The following is a 14,631-nucleotide window of genomic DNA, read 5'->3' on the forward strand; positions in this document are numbered from 1 at the left end:
TCCATCAGTCCCGTAGGACATTTGGCACAAGTTTAGTCTGCCCGATGACGATTAGTCAGCTATCGAAATCAGGCCTTGCCCGACTGCCTTCACTCGGCGTGCTTTGAGGGAATGTAGAGCGAAAGTCGTGCCACTCAGTTCAGGTTTTATTAAAACCTTTGTGAATCAAAGAGTTGAATTTATGGCTTGAAATCGAGTGGTGGTTATTTGACTGAAACGGGCCTGCACAAAGCGGCAAATGTATGCCGCGACGGGAATCCGCCGCGGCAACAAAAGCGACGTATGGCATTACTGGGCGTTGAATGCCTGGCCGTTGATGCCCGTGCTGTCCGGACCCATCAGGTACAGATAGACCGGCATGATCTCTTCCGGCGTCGGGTTGTTCAGCGGATTTTCCCCCGGATACGCCTGGGCGCGCATGCTGGTGCGGGTGCCGCCCGGATTGATGCTGTTGGAGCGTACCGGCGCCACGCCGTCGACTTCATCAGCCAGGGTTTGCATCAAACCCTCGGTGGCAAACTTGGAGACGCCATAGGCACCCCAGTAGGCGCGGCCCTTGCGACCGACGCTGCTGGAAGTGAACACCACCGAGGCGTCCTGGGACAGTTTGAGCAGCGGCAGCAGGGTGCTGGTGAGCATGAACATCGCGTTGACGTTGACTTGCATGACGCGCATGAAGTTTTCACCGGACAACTGCTCGATCGGCGTGCGCGGGCCAATGATCGAGGCGTTGTGCAGCAGGCCGTCGAGGTGACCGAATTCGGTCTCGATCATCGCTGCCAGCTCATCGTATTGATGGGGCAGGGCGGTTTCGAGGTTGAACGGGATCACCGCCGGCTGCGGATGCCCGGCCGCTTCGATCTCGTCGTAGACCTGAGTCAGGTTGGCTTCGGTCTTGCCCAGCAGCAGCACGGTTGCACCGTGGGCCGCGTAGGTTTTCGCGGCGGCCGCGCCGATGCCGCGCCCGGCACCGGTGACCAGGATGACCCGATCCTTGAGCAGTTCAGGGCGAGCGCTGTAATCAAACATAAAAAACCTCTAATCCATTAACTTCTGATCGTTCCCGCGACCGGCATGGGAATGGCGCGTGCCCGAATCAGCAACTGCACAGGGCGTTATCGATCACCTTGCGCAACTCCTGCGGATGATCCACCACCACGTCCGCGCCCCAGTGTCGCGGATTGTCGTCCGGGTGAATGTAGCCATAGGTCACGGCGGCAGTCTTGGTGCCCGCGTCACGGCCGGATTCAATATCGCGCAGATCATCGCCGACAAACAGAACGGTCGACGGATCCAGATCAAGCATCTTGCAGGCAAGCTCAAGCATCTCGGGATCCGGCTTGCTGTTCTTGACGTGATCCGGACAGATCAGCAGGGCCGAGCGTTCGGCCAGCCCCAGTTGCTGCATGATCGGCTCGGCGAAGCGTAGCGGCTTGTTGGTGACCACGCCCCAGATGAGGTTGGCTTTCTCGATGTCGGCCAGCAGCTCGCCCATGCCGTCGAACAGCTTGCTGTGCACGGCGCAGCCCACCAGATAGCGCTCGAGGAACTCCAGGCGCAATTCCTCGAAGCCCGGCGACTCCGGGTCCATCGAGAACGTCACCGCGACCATGGCCTTGGCGCCGCCGGAGATTTCGTCGCGAATATGCTTGTCGTTCATCGGCGGCAAACCGCGATCCGCGCGCATCGCCTGGCAAATCGCGATGAAATCCGGCGCGGTGTCGAGCAGGGTGCCGTCCATGTCGAAAAGGACTGCTCTGATGGCCATCGGCTTATTCCTCGCGCAGGGTCTGGATCATGTAGTTGACGTCAACGTCCGCCGCCAGCTTGTAGTGCTTGGTCAGCGGGTTGTAGGTCAGGCCGATGATGTCCTTGACGGTGAGGCCGGCCATGCGGCTCCAGGCGCCGAGTTCGGACGGGCGGATGAATTTCTTGAAGTCGTGGGTGCCGCGCGGCAACAGCTTCATGATGTATTCGGCACCGACGATGGCGAACAGGTAAGCCTTCGGGTTGCGGTTGATGGTGGAGAAGAACACCTGGCCGCCTGGCTTGACCATGCGGAAGCAGGCGCGGATCACCGAGGATGGATCCGGTACGTGTTCGAGCATTTCCAGGCAGGTGACGACGTCGAACTGCTCGGGCATTTCTTCGGCCAGGGCTTCGGCGGTGATCTGGCGGTACTCGACGTTCACGCCGGATTCCAGCTGATGCAGTTGTGCGACCGCCAACGGCGCTTCGCCCATGTCGATGCCGGTCACGGTCGCGCCGCGCTGGGCCATGGCTTCGCTGAGGATGCCGCCGCCGCAACCGACGTCGAGGACTTTCTTGCCGGCCAGGTTGACGCGCTCGTCAATCCAGTTGACCCGCAGCGGGTTGATGTCGTGCAGCGGTTTGAACTCGCTTTCGCGGTCCCACCAGCGATGGGCCAGGGCTTCGAATTTGGCGATTTCGGCGTGGTCGACGTTGCTCATGATTCAATCCTCTAAAACTTGAAAAAGGCTGTAGCCCCGGAGTCTGCCCCGGGGTGTTTACGATTCGGTGTGGCCGCTGATGCGTCGGCCCCAGGCCCGGGCGGTTTCGCCGAGCTGCTGTTCGTCCAGGCGTGTCAGGCGCCGGTCGTCGAGTAACTGCTTGCCGGCGACCCACAGATGTTTCACGCAGTCCCGGCCGGTGGCGTAAATAAGTTGCGAGACCGGGTCATAGATCGGTTGCTGGGCCAGGCCGGACAGGTCGAACGCGACAATGTCTGCGGCCTTGCCGAGCTCCAGAGAGCCAGTCTCGGCTTCGATCCCCAAGGCCCGCGCGCCGTTCAGCGTCGCCATGCGCAGCGCCCGGTGGGCGTCCAGCGCGGTAGCGGAGCCGGCGACAGCTTTGGCCAGCAGCGCAGCGGTGCGGGTTTCACCCAGCAGGTCCAGGTCATTGTTGCTTGCGGCGCCGTCGGTGCCCACCGCCACGTTGACCCCGGCCTGCCACAGGCGTTCTACCGGACAGAAGCCGCTGGCCAGTTTCAGGTTCGACTCCGGGCAGTGGATCACGCTGGTGTTGCTTTCTACCAGCAAGGCCAGGTCGTCATCGCTGATCTGGGTCATATGCACGGCCTGGAAGCGCGGACCGAGCAGGCCCAGTCGGCCGAGGCGGGCCAGCGGGCGTTCGCCGCGCTGTTCGACTGCTTGCTGCACTTCGAAGGCGGTTTCGTGGACGTGCATGTGGATCGAAGCGTCCAGCTCTTCGGCGATCACGCGGATTTTTTCCAGATTCTCATCACCAACGGTGTAGGGTGCATGAGGGCCGAAAGTGATCTTGATGCGTTCGTGATGCTTCAGGTCGCCGAACAGTTCGACGCCCTGACGAATGGCTTCATCGGCGCTGGCGGCGCCCGGAATCGGGAAATCGAGGATCGGAATCGCGATCTGCGCACGGATTCCGCTGTTGTGCACGCGCTCGCTGGCAACCTTCGGGAAGAAATACATGTCCGAAAAACAGGTGATGCCACCTTTTATCTGCTCGGCGATGGCCAGGTCGGTGCCGTCACGCACGAAATCTTCATCGACCCATTTGCCCTCGGCCGGCCAGATGTGGTTTTCCAGCCAGGTCATCAACGGCAGATCGTCGGCGAGGCCGCGGAACAGGGTCATGGCGGCATGGCCATGAGCATTGATCAGGCCGGGGGCGAGCAGCACGTCCGGCAATTCGCGGACTTCGGCGGCGTTACACTTCAAGGCTTCGGCGCGCGGGCCGATGAACACGATGCGACCGTCGCGGATGCCCAGGCCATGCTCCTTGAGCACAACGCCTGCGGGTTCGACGGGTACCAGCCAGGTCGGCAGCAATAATAAGTCGAGCGCAATGGCAGGTTTCGGCATCGAGGGTCGGTTCCAGTGCTTTTGTAAAGGATGGCGAAGTATACCCGAGCGTCTTCGCGGGGGGATCGCTATAATCGGCGGCTTTTGTTCATGAGTGCGGGGTGAGGGATGCGCGATCGACTGTTGGCTGCGGAGAAAGTGAAGGCCATCGATTGGCGTGATGGCGCGCTCCACCTGCTGGATCAGCGCGTTTTGCCGTTCGAGGAAAACTGGATCGCCTACACCAGCGCCGCCGGCGTGGCCGAAGCGATTCGCTCGATGGTAGTGCGCGGTGCGCCGGCCATCGGCATCAGTGCCGCCTACGGCATCGTGCTGGCGGCCCGTGCCCGGATTGCCGAAGGTGGCGACTGGTATGCGGCGCTGGAAGAGGATTTCATGCTGCTGGCCGATTCTCGTCCGACGGCAGTCAATCTGTTCTGGGCGTTGAACCGCATGCACGACCGGCTGGATCGCCTGAAGGACAACGCCGATCCGCTGGAAGCGCTCGAATCCGAGGCCATCGCCATTCATGAAAGCGATCGCGAAGCCAACCTGACCATGGCCCAGCTCGGTGTCGACCTGATCCGCAAACATCAGGGCAATGCCCAGGCGATCCTGACCCACTGCAATACCGGCGCCCTGGCTACCGGCGGCTTCGGCACGGCGCTCGGGGTGATCCGCGCTGCGTTCATCGAGGGCATGGTCGAGCGCGTCTACGCCGACGAAACCCGTCCGTGGCTGCAAGGCTCGCGCCTGACCGCGTGGGAACTGGCCAACGAAGGCATTCCGGTGACCCTCAACGCCGACTCCGCCGCCGCGCACATCATGAAAACCAAAGGCGTGACCTGGGTCATCGTCGGCGCCGACCGGATTACCGCCAACGGCGACGTGGCGAACAAGATCGGCACCTATCAACTGGCGGTCAACGCCATGCACCACGGCGTACGCTTCATGGTGGTGGCGCCGAGTTCGACCATCGACATGAATCTGGCCAGCGGTGATGACATCCCGATCGAAGAGCGCGACGGTGCCGAACTGCTGGAAGTCGGCGGCAAGCGGGTCGGGGCGGATGTAGAGGCGTTCAACCCGGTGTTTGACGTGACGCCGGCGGACCTGATCGATGCGATCGTCACCGAAAAAGGCATCGTCGAGCGCCCGGACACCGCGAAAATGGCGCAGTTGATGTGCCGCAAGCGCTTGCATTAAGGGTGTTCATCGCCCGGTAAGCTGCCATCGCTCCCACAGGTTTTGTGCCAGACATGGCCCCGGTGGGAGCTGGCTTGCCAGCGATGAGGCCCTGAAAGTCAATAAACATCCGCAATTTCGTCTCGAAATTTGCATTCGGAGAAGCTCTGAGCCTCTCTCGTCCCCGTTAAGCCTGTCATCGGTCATCTAACTATGCTCCATGCGCATCTGGGGGATAGGTGCGTGGCGGCTCTTGTGATAACATCCGGCGTTTTCCGAGGCAGTCCCACGGGGTTGTCTTCACTGCGCAAATCCAGGGTCAACTTGTCGATTTGTCGTAAGTCGGCGCATGGCACTCGGCCTGCATCGACGAGCTTCGTGCGTCCCCTATGGATATGGCGAAGTTTCACCAGAAAAAGGAATCAGGCTTCTCATGGGCGAACTGGCCAAAGAAATCCTCCCGGTCAATATCGAAGACGAGCTGAAACAGTCCTATCTCGATTACGCGATGAGCGTGATCGTCGGCCGTGCACTGCCGGATGCGCGCGATGGCTTGAAGCCCGTGCACCGTCGCGTGCTGTTCGCGATGAGCGAGCTGGGCAACGACTTCAACAAGCCGTACAAGAAATCTGCCCGTGTCGTCGGTGACGTGATCGGTAAGTATCACCCGCACGGTGATACCGCGGTGTACGACACCATCGTTCGTATGGCGCAGCCATTCTCGCTGCGTTATCTGCTGGTGGACGGTCAGGGCAACTTCGGTTCGGTGGACGGCGACAACGCCGCGGCCATGCGATACACCGAAGTGCGCATGACCAAGCTGGCGCACGAGCTGCTGGCCGACCTGCACAAGGAAACCGTGGACTGGGTGCCGAACTACGACGGCACCGAGCTGATCCCCGCAGTCATGCCGACCCGCGTGCCGAACCTGCTGGTCAACGGTTCCAGCGGTATCGCCGTGGGCATGGCGACCAACATTCCGCCACACAACCTCGGTGAAGTCATCGACGGTTGCCTGGCGCTCATCGACAACCCCGAGCTGACCGTCGATGAGCTGATGCAATACATTCCCGGTCCGGACTTCCCGACCGCTGCGATCATCAACGGTCGCGCCGGCATCATCGAAGCCTACCGCACCGGCCGTGGCCGCATTTACATGCGCGCCCGTTCGATCATCGAAGACATCGACAAGGTCGGTGGCCGTCAGCAGATCGTCATCACCGAACTGCCTTACCAGCTGAACAAGGCGCGTCTGATCGAGAAGATCGCCGAACTGGTAAAAGAGAAAAAACTCGAAGGCATCACCGAACTGCGCGACGAGTCCGACAAGGACGGTATGCGCGTCGTGATCGAACTGCGTCGCGGCGAAGTGCCTGAGGTGATCCTCAACAACCTCTACGCCCAGACCCAGCTGCAATCGGTATTCGGCATCAACATCGTTGCGCTGATCGACGGTCGTCCGCGGATCCTGAACCTCAAGGATCTGCTGGAAGCCTTCGTCCGTCACCGTCGCGAAGTCGTTACCCGCCGTACCGTGTTCGAACTGCGCAAGGCCCGCGAGCGTGGTCACATCCTTGAAGGTCAAGCCGTTGCCTTGTCGAACATCGACCCGGTAATCGCGCTGATCAAGGCCTCGCCGACTCCGTCGGAAGCGAAAGAAGCGCTGGTCAGCACGCCGTGGGAATCCAGTGCGGTGATGACCATGGTCGAGCGCGCCGGTGCCGATTCGTGCCGTCCGGAAAACCTCGATCCGCAATACGGTCTGCGCGACGGCAAGTACTTCCTGTCGCCGGAACAGGCGCAAGCCATTCTGGAACTGCGTCTGCACCGCCTGACCGGCCTGGAACACGAAAAGCTGCTGGCCGAGTATCAAGAGATCCTCAACCAAATCGGCGAGCTGATCCGCATCCTCAACAGTGCCACGCGCCTGATGGAAGTGATCCGCGAAGAACTGGAAGTGATCCGCGCCGAATACGGCGACGTGCGCCGCACCGAGATTCTCGATGCGCGCCTCGACCTGACCCTGGGCGATATGATCCCGGAAGAAGAGCGCGTCGTGACCATCTCCCACGGCGGTTATGCCAAAACCCAGCCGCTGGCTGCGTACCAGGCCCAGCGTCGTGGTGGTAAAGGCAAGTCGGCTACCGGCGTGAAGGATGAGGACTACATCGCTCACCTGCTGGTCGCCAATAGCCACACCACGCTGCTGCTGTTCTCCAGCAAGGGCAAGGTGTACTGGCTCAAGACCTACGAGATTCCGGAAGCGTCCCGCGCCGCCCGTGGTCGTCCGCTGGTCAACCTGCTGCCGCTGGATGACGGTGAATACATCACCACCATGCTGCCGGTCGATCTCGAAGCCATGAAGCGTCAGGCTGATGAAGAAGAAGCCGAAGGCGCCGAGGCAGATGTAGAAGACATCGAAAACAGCAACGAAACCGAAGAAGAGCGCCGCGCGCGCATCAAGGCTGCCGACCGCAAGAAGGCTCCGTTCATCTTCATGTCGACCGCCAACGGTACCGTCAAGAAGACTCCGCTGGTGGCCTTCAGCCGTCAGCGCAGCGTCGGTCTGATCGCGCTGGAGCTGGACGAAGGCGACATCCTGATCTCCGCTGCCATCACCGATGGCGAGCAGGAAATCATGCTGTTCTCCGACGGCGGCAAGGTGACTCGCTTCAAGGAATCCGAAGTCCGCGCCATGGGTCGTACCGCTCGCGGTGTGCGTGGCATGCGTCTGCCGGAAGGGCAGAAGCTGATTTCCATGCTGATCCCGGAAGAGGGCAGCCAGATCCTGACGGCTTCCGAGCGCGGCTACGGCAAGCGCACGGCGATCACCGAGTTCCCTGAATACAAACGTGGCGGTCAGGGCGTTATCGCCATGGTCAGCAACGAGCGTAACGGCCGTTTGGTCGGCGCGGTTCAGGTGCAGGACGGTGAAGAAATCATGCTGATTTCCGACCAGGGCACGCTGGTGCGTACCCGTGTCGACGAAGTCTCCAGCCTGGGTCGTAACACCCAGGGTGTGACCCTGATCAAACTGGCCAAGGATGAAACCCTGGTCGGTCTGGAGCGGGTCCAGGAGCCGTCGGAAGTCGAGGGTGAAGAGTTTGAAGGTGAAGAAGGTGTCGAGCTGGAAGAAGGCGTGATCGGCGCCGAACCGGACGATGCGGTCGACAACCTGCAGGCGGACGCCGCAGACGAAGAAGAGTCGCAAGACTAACCAAATCGTAGCAGGGCAGAGTGTTTGCTCTGTCCGCTACCGTGATTGCATAGCGAGAGTGGATGTGAGCAAACGAGCCTTTAACTTCTGCGCAGGTCCCGCTGCGCTGCCTGAAGCTGTCCTGTTGCGTGCCCAGTCCGAGATGCTCGACTGGCACGGCAAGGGTCTGTCGGTCATGGAGATGAGCCATCGTAGCGACGACTACGTGGCCATCGCCGAAAAAGCCGAACAGGACCTGCGCGACCTGCTGTCCATCCCCTCCAACTACAAAGTGCTGTTCCTGCAGGGCGGCGCGAGCCAGCAGTTCGCCGAGATTCCGCTGAACCTGCTACCCGAGAACGGCACTGCCGACTATGTCGAGACCGGCATCTGGTCGAAAAAAGCCATCGAGGAAGCGCGTCGCTTTGGCAATATCAACGTAGCTGCCAGCGCCAAGCCTTATGACTACCTGGCCATTCCTGGCCAGAACGAATGGAAGCTGACCCCGGGTGCGTCCTATCTGCACTATGCGTCCAACGAAACCATCGGCGGCCTGCAGTTCGACTGGGTTCCCGAGGCCGGTGACGTTCCGCTGGTGGTCGACATGTCCTCCGATATCCTCTCGCGTCCGATCGATGTGTCGCAGTACGGCCTGATCTACGCCGGCGCGCAAAAGAACATCGGCCCGAGCGGTCTGGTTGTGGTGATTGTTCGTGAAGACCTGCTGGGCCGTGCCCGCAGTTCGTGCCCGACCATGCTCGACTACAAGATCTCGGCCGACAACGGTTCGATGTACAACACCCCGGCCACCTATTCCTGGTATCTCTCCGGCCTGGTCTTCGAGTGGCTGAAGGAGCAGGGTGGCGTCGCCGCGATGGAGCAGCGCAACAAGGCGAAGAAAGATCGCCTGTACGGCTTCATCGACAACAGCGATTTCTACACCAACCCGATCAGCGTCAACGCCCGCTCCTGGATGAACGTGCCGTTCCGCCTGGCTGACGAGCGTCTGGACAAGGCGTTCCTGGCCGGCGCCGACGCCCGCGGTCTGCTCAACCTCAAGGGCCACCGTTCGGTCGGCGGCATGCGTGCCTCGATCTACAACGCCCTGGGTCTGGACGCCGTCGAAGCACTGGTTGGCTACATGGCTGAGTTCGAGAAGGAGCATTCCTGATGTCCGAGCAGGAACTCAAGGCGCTGCGCGTTCGCATCGATAATCTTGATGAGAAGATCCTCCAGCTGATCAGTGATCGCGCGCGCTGCGCCGAAGAGGTTGCCCGGGTCAAGATGGCCAGTCTGGCCGAAGGCGAGCAGCCGGTGTTCTATCGTCCCGAGCGTGAGGCGCAGGTGCTCAAGCGCGTGATGGAGCGCAACAAGGGGCCGCTGGGCAACGAAGAGATGGCGCGCTTGTTCCGCGAAATCATGTCTTCGTGCCTCGCCCTCGAGAACCCGCTGAAAGTGGCCTATCTCGGTCCGGAAGGTACGTTCACCCAAGCGGCAGCCATGAAGCACTTCGGTCACGCAGTGATCAGCAAGCCGATGGCGGCGATCGACGAAGTGTTCCGCGAAGTGGCGGCCGGTGCGGTGAATTTTGGCGTTGTGCCGGTGGAGAACTCCACCGAGGGCGCGGTCAACCACACCCTCGACAGCTTCCTCGAACACGACATGGTTATCTGTGGCGAAGTCGAGCTGCGGATTCACCATCATCTGCTGGTCGGTGAAAACACCAAGACCGACAGTATCAGCCGTATCTATTCCCACGCTCAGTCGCTGGCCCAGTGTCGCAAGTGGCTGGACGCTCATTACCCGAATGTCGAGCGCGTGGCGGTGTCCAGCAACGCCGAAGCGGCCAAGCGGGTCAAGGGTGAATGGAATTCGGCGGCGATCGCCGGCGACATGGCGGCCGGTCTGTATGGCCTGACCCGTCTGGCCGAGAAGATCGAGGATCGTCCGGACAACTCCACGCGCTTCCTGATGATCGGTAATCAGGAAGTACCGCCGACCGGCGACGACAAGACGTCGATCATCGTGTCCATGAGCAACAAGCCCGGCGCACTCCATGAGCTGCTGGTGCCGTTCCATGACAACGGGATCGACCTGACCCGGATCGAAACCCGTCCGTCGCGCAGCGGTAAATGGACCTACGTGTTCTTCATCGACTTCGTCGGCCATCACCGTGATCCGCTGATCAAAGGTGTACTGGAAAAGATCAGTCAGGAAGCAGTAGCACTCAAGGTGCTGGGTTCCTACCCGAAAGCAGTTCTTTAAGGGGCGGTAGCAATGAGTGGCAACTTCCTCGCTCTGGCACAGCCGGGCGTGCAACAACTTTCGCCATACGTGCCGGGCAAGCCCGTGGACGAACTGGCTCGCGAGCTGGATCTGGATCCGGCAAGCATCGTCAAACTGGCGAGCAACGAAAACCCGCTGGGCGCGAGCCCGAAAGCGCTGGCCGCGATCCGCGAAGCGCTGGACGAGCTGACCCGTTATCCGGACGGTAACGGTTTCGCGCTGAAATCCCTGCTGGCCGAGCAGTGCCGCGTCGAGCTGAACCAGGTGACCCTGGGCAACGGTTCCAACGACATTCTCGAGCTGGTGGCGCGCGCCTATCTGGCGCCGGGCCTGAATGCAGTGTTCAGCGAGCACGCGTTCGCGGTCTACCCGATCGCGACCCAGGCGGTAGGTGCTCAGGCCAAGGTCGTTCCGGCCAAGGATTGGGGGCATGACCTGCCGGCGATGCTGGCGGCCATCGACGCCAACACCCGCGTCGTGTTCATCGCCAACCCGAACAATCCGACCGGCACCTGGTTCGGCGCCGAAGCGCTGGACGAGTTCCTGCAGGACGTGCCGGAGCACGTGCTGGTGGTGCTGGACGAGGCCTACATCGAATATGCCGAAGGCAGCGATCTGCCGGATGGCCTGGATTTCCTCGCGGCTTACCCGAATCTGCTGGTCTCGCGCACCTTCTCCAAGGCCTACGGTCTGGCGGCGCTGCGTGTTGGCTACGGCTTGTCCACGCCAGTCGTGGCAGACGTGCTGAACCGCGTACGCCAGCCGTTCAACGTCAACAGCCTGGCCCTGGCGGCGGCGTGTGCGGCGATGAAGGACGAGGAATACCTGGCGCAGAGCCGTCAGCTCAACGAGTCCGGCATGCAGCAGCTGGAAGCGGGTTTCCGCGAGTTGGGCCTGAGCTGGATTCCGTCCAAGGGCAACTTTATCTGCGTCGACCTCGGTCAAGTGGCGGCTCCGGTGTTCCAGGGCCTGCTGCGCGAAGGCGTGATCGTGCGTCCGGTGGCCAACTACGGCATGCCGAACCATCTGCGGGTGACCATCGGTCTGCCGGTGGAAAACAGTCGCTTCCTTGAAGCGCTGCGCAAGGTTCTGGCTCGTGGGTGATGTCACTGCGCTGCAACCTGCTGCACCTATGATCGGGCGCCTGGTGGTGGTCGGTCTGGGGTTGATCGGTGGTTCGTTTGCCAAAGGCTTGCGTGAAAGCGGCGTGTGCCGCGAAGTGGTCGGGGTCGATCTCGACCCGCAATCGCGCAAGCTGGCGGTCGAGTTGGGCGTGGTGGATCGCTGTGAAGACGACCTGGTGGCGGCTTGCCAGGGCGCGGACGTGATCCAGTTGGCGGTGCCGATCCTGGCCATGGAAAAACTGCTGGCCCGTCTGGCCGGCATGGATCTGGGGCAGGCGATCCTGACGGACGTCGGCAGCGCCAAGGGCAATGTGGTGCGTGCGGCGACCGAAGCGTTCGGCGGCATGCCGGCGCGCTTTGTGCCGGGGCATCCGATTGCCGGCTCCGAGCAGAGCGGGGTGGAAGCTTCCAACTCGGAGCTGTTCCGCCGTCATAAAGTGATTCTGACCCCGCTGGAGCAGACCGATCCGGCTGCCCTGGCAGTGGTTGATCGCTTGTGGCGCGAGCTGGGTGCCGACGTCGAGCACATGCAGGTCGAGCGTCACGATGAAGTACTGGCCGCGACCAGTCATCTGCCGCATCTGCTGGCCTTTGGTCTGGTCGATTCGTTGGCCAAGCGCAATGAAAACCTTGAGATCTTCCGTTACGCTGCGGGCGGTTTCCGTGATTTCACAAGAATCGCCGGAAGCGACCCGGTCATGTGGCATGACATCTTTCTCGCCAACCGCGAGGCTGTCCTGCGCACACTCGATACATTTCGCAGCGACCTCGACGCCTTGCGCGACGCGGTCGATGCAGGGGATGGGCACCAATTGTTGGGCGTCTTCACGCGCGCCCGGGTTGCCCGCGAGCATTTCAGTAAAATCCTGGCCCGCAGGGCCTATGTGGACGCTATGAATTCCAACGATCTGATCTTCCTGGCTCAACCTGGTGGCCGCCTGTCCGGTCGGATTCGCGTACCGGGTGACAAATCGATTTCCCACCGTTCGATCATGCTCGGTTCCCTGGCTGAAGGTGTCACCGAAGTCGAAGGCTTCCTTGAGGGTGAAGACGCCCTGGCGACCTTGCAGGCGTTCCGCGACATGGGCGTGGTCATCGAAGGCCCGCATCACGGCCGCGTGACCATCCACGGAGTCGGCCTGCACGGCCTGAAACCTGCGCCGGGCCCGATCTATCTGGGCAACTCCGGTACTTCGATGCGCCTGCTGTCCGGCCTGCTGGCCGCGCAGGACTTCGACAGCACACTGACCGGTGACGCTTCGCTGTCCAAGCGTCCGATGAATCGCGTCGCCAACCCGCTGCGGGAAATGGGCGCCGTGATTGAAACCGCTGCCGACGGTCGTCCGCCGATGACCATTCGTGGCGGTCACAAGCTCAAAGGTCTGACCTATACAATGCCAATGGCCAGTGCTCAGGTGAAGTCCTGCCTGCTGCTGGCGGGTCTGTATGCCGAAGGCAAGACCACTGTTACCGAGCCGGCACCCACTCGCGACCACACCGAGCGCATGCTGCGCGGCTTTGGCTATTCGGTGAGTGTCAATGGTGCCACGGCATCGGTCGAGTCCGGCGGCAAGCTGACTGCGACCCACATCGAAGTGCCGGGCGACATTTCGTCGTCGGCGTTCTTCCTGGTGGCGGCGTCGATCGCTGAAGGTTCGGAGCTGGTGCTCGAGCACGTCGGCATCAACCCGACCCGTACCGGTGTGATCGACATCCTGCGCTTGATGGGCGCCGACATCACCCTGGAAAACCAGCGTGAAGTGGGTGGCGAGCCGGTTGCAGACCTGCGCGTGCGAGCAGCTAAACTCAAAGGTATCGAGATTCCGGAAGCGCTGGTTCCTCTGGCCATCGACGAGTTCCCGGTGCTGTTCGTGGCGGCAGCCTGTGCCGAAGGGCGCACCGTGCTGACCGGCGCCGAAGAGCTGCGGGTCAAGGAATCGGATCGTATCCAGGTCATGGCGGACGGTTTGCTGGCGCTGGGCGTCAAGTGCGAACCGACCCCGGACGGCATCATCATCGACGGCGGCCAGATCGGCGGCGGCGAAGTGCATGGTCATGGCGATCACCGCATCGCGATGGCTTTCAGCGTGGCCTCGTTGCGCGCCACTGCACCGATCCGCATCCATGATTGCGCCAACGTCGCGACATCGTTCCCGAACTTCCTGGCGCTGTGTGCGCAGGTCGGCATTCGTGTGGCGCAAGAGGCTCAGTCGTGAACAATATTGCTCCGGTCATCACCATCGATGGGCCAAGCGGCTCGGGCAAAGGCACCGTAGCCGGGATTCTGGCCAAGCGACTGGGCTGGAATCTGCTGGACTCCGGCGCGCTGTATCGCCTGCTGGCGTTTGCTGCACACAATCATGGTGTCGACCTGACCAATGAAGAGTTGCTGAAGAAACTGGCCGCTCATCTGGATGTGCAGTTCATCGCAGCGACCGATGGTCAGTTGCAGCGCATCATTCTGGAAGGTGATGAAGTCAGCGATGTCATCCGCACCGAGAGCGTCGGTTCCGGCGCTTCCCAGGTGGCTGCGTTGCCGGCTGTGCGCGAGGCGCTGCTGCAGCGCCAGCGCGCGTTCCAGGAAACGCCGGGCCTGGTGGCCGATGGTCGTGACATGGGAACGGTGGTATTTCCGAACGCGCCGCTGAAGATTTTCCTGACCGCCAGTGCCGAGGAGCGGGCGCGCCGTCGATATTTGCAGTTGAAGGGCAAAGTCGAGGGTGTTAGTCTGTCGAGTCTGCTAGATGAGATCCGTGCGCGCGACGAGCGTGATACCCAGCGAGCGGTGGCCCCGCTCAAGCCGGCGGCCGACGCCATACAGCTGGATTCCACGGAGTTGTCCATCGATCAGGTGCTTGAACGCATCATGAGCGAGATCGCCATTCGCGATATCGCCGGGTGACCAGGAAGGCCGCAGGGGACCAGTCATAGTCCTGCGGTGGCTTCCTTTAAATGAAACTGACCCGCATCGTCTGGGATGTGGAGACGGGCGTATTTT

11 protein-coding genes are annotated in these 14,631 nt (G+C 61.6%); 7 read left to right on the plus strand and 4 right to left on the minus strand.

Going from position 1 to position 14,631, the window contains the following annotated elements; translation table 11 throughout:
• Nucleotides 1-288 precede the first annotated feature (288 nt).
• From OQ248_RS19010 to OQ248_RS19025, 4 genes are all read right to left on the minus strand, one after another.
• Nucleotides 289-1,029, minus strand: a complete 741-nt coding sequence (locus OQ248_RS19010) for a YciK family oxidoreductase (protein ID WP_025113079.1) — start codon at nt 1,027-1,029, stop codon at nt 289-291.
• 67 nt (nt 1,030-1,096) lie between these two features.
• Nucleotides 1,097-1,768 carry an N-acetylmuramic acid 6-phosphate phosphatase MupP gene (gene mupP / locus OQ248_RS19015; protein ID WP_119429689.1) on the minus strand — a complete coding sequence of 224 codons (672 nt, stop codon included), beginning with the start codon at nt 1,766-1,768 and terminating at the stop codon, nt 1,097-1,099.
• Between the two features lie 4 nt (nt 1,769-1,772).
• Nucleotides 1,773-2,471 carry a bifunctional 2-polyprenyl-6-hydroxyphenol methylase/3-demethylubiquinol 3-O-methyltransferase UbiG gene (gene ubiG, locus OQ248_RS19020; RefSeq protein WP_007950906.1) on the minus strand — a complete coding sequence of 233 codons (699 nt, stop codon included), beginning with the start codon at nt 2,469-2,471 and terminating at the stop codon, nt 1,773-1,775.
• Between the two features lie 57 nt (nt 2,472-2,528).
• Nucleotides 2,529-3,863 carry a TRZ/ATZ family hydrolase gene (locus tag OQ248_RS19025; protein ID WP_265813614.1) on the minus strand — a complete coding sequence of 445 codons (1,335 nt, stop codon included), beginning with the start codon at nt 3,861-3,863 and terminating at the stop codon, nt 2,529-2,531.
• Nucleotides 3,864-3,971: 108 nt separating this feature from the next.
• Between OQ248_RS19025 and mtnA the strand changes: the two genes are divergently transcribed.
• From mtnA to cmk, 7 genes are all read left to right on the plus strand, one after another.
• The gene (gene mtnA / locus OQ248_RS19030) at nt 3,972-5,048 is read left to right on the plus strand and encodes an S-methyl-5-thioribose-1-phosphate isomerase (protein ID WP_265813615.1); all 1,077 of its coding nucleotides are present in this window, start codon (nt 3,972-3,974) and stop codon (nt 5,046-5,048) included.
• A 412-nt stretch (nt 5,049-5,460) separates the two neighbouring features.
• Nucleotides 5,461-8,244 (plus strand): DNA gyrase subunit A, encoded by a 2,784-nt coding sequence (gene gyrA / locus OQ248_RS19035; RefSeq protein ID WP_114884663.1) that lies wholly within the window; start codon nt 5,461-5,463, stop codon nt 8,242-8,244.
• Between the two features lie 64 nt (nt 8,245-8,308).
• Nucleotides 8,309-9,394: a 3-phosphoserine/phosphohydroxythreonine transaminase gene (serC, locus tag OQ248_RS19040; RefSeq protein WP_265813616.1), complete on the plus strand. Its 1,086-nt coding sequence runs from the start codon at nt 8,309-8,311 to the stop codon at nt 9,392-9,394.
• Nucleotides 9,394-10,488: a prephenate dehydratase gene (pheA, locus tag OQ248_RS19045; RefSeq protein ID WP_007950913.1), complete on the plus strand. Its 1,095-nt coding sequence runs from the start codon at nt 9,394-9,396 to the stop codon at nt 10,486-10,488. The genes serC and pheA overlap by 1 nt, the downstream gene beginning before the upstream one ends.
• A gap of 12 nt (nt 10,489-10,500) precedes the next feature.
• Complete coding sequence (gene hisC / locus OQ248_RS19050) at nt 10,501-11,613, plus strand: histidinol-phosphate transaminase (protein WP_265813617.1); 1,113 nt, start codon at nt 10,501-10,503, stop codon at nt 11,611-11,613.
• A gap of 28 nt (nt 11,614-11,641) precedes the next feature.
• The gene (locus tag OQ248_RS19055; protein WP_265815114.1) at nt 11,642-13,849 is read left to right on the plus strand and encodes a bifunctional prephenate dehydrogenase/3-phosphoshikimate 1-carboxyvinyltransferase; all 2,208 of its coding nucleotides are present in this window, start codon (nt 11,642-11,644) and stop codon (nt 13,847-13,849) included.
• Entirely contained in the window at nt 13,846-14,535 is a 690-nt protein-coding gene (gene cmk, locus OQ248_RS19060) for a (d)CMP kinase (RefSeq protein WP_007950916.1), read from the plus strand. Before OQ248_RS19055 ends, cmk begins: the two co-directional genes overlap by 4 nt.
• The last annotated feature ends 96 nt before the right edge of the window (nt 14,536-14,631 follow it).

The sequence above is a fragment of the Pseudomonas sp. COW5 genome (assembly GCF_026240005.1).
In the GTDB taxonomy this organism is placed as follows: domain Bacteria; phylum Pseudomonadota; class Gammaproteobacteria; order Pseudomonadales; family Pseudomonadaceae; genus Aquipseudomonas; species Aquipseudomonas kribbensis.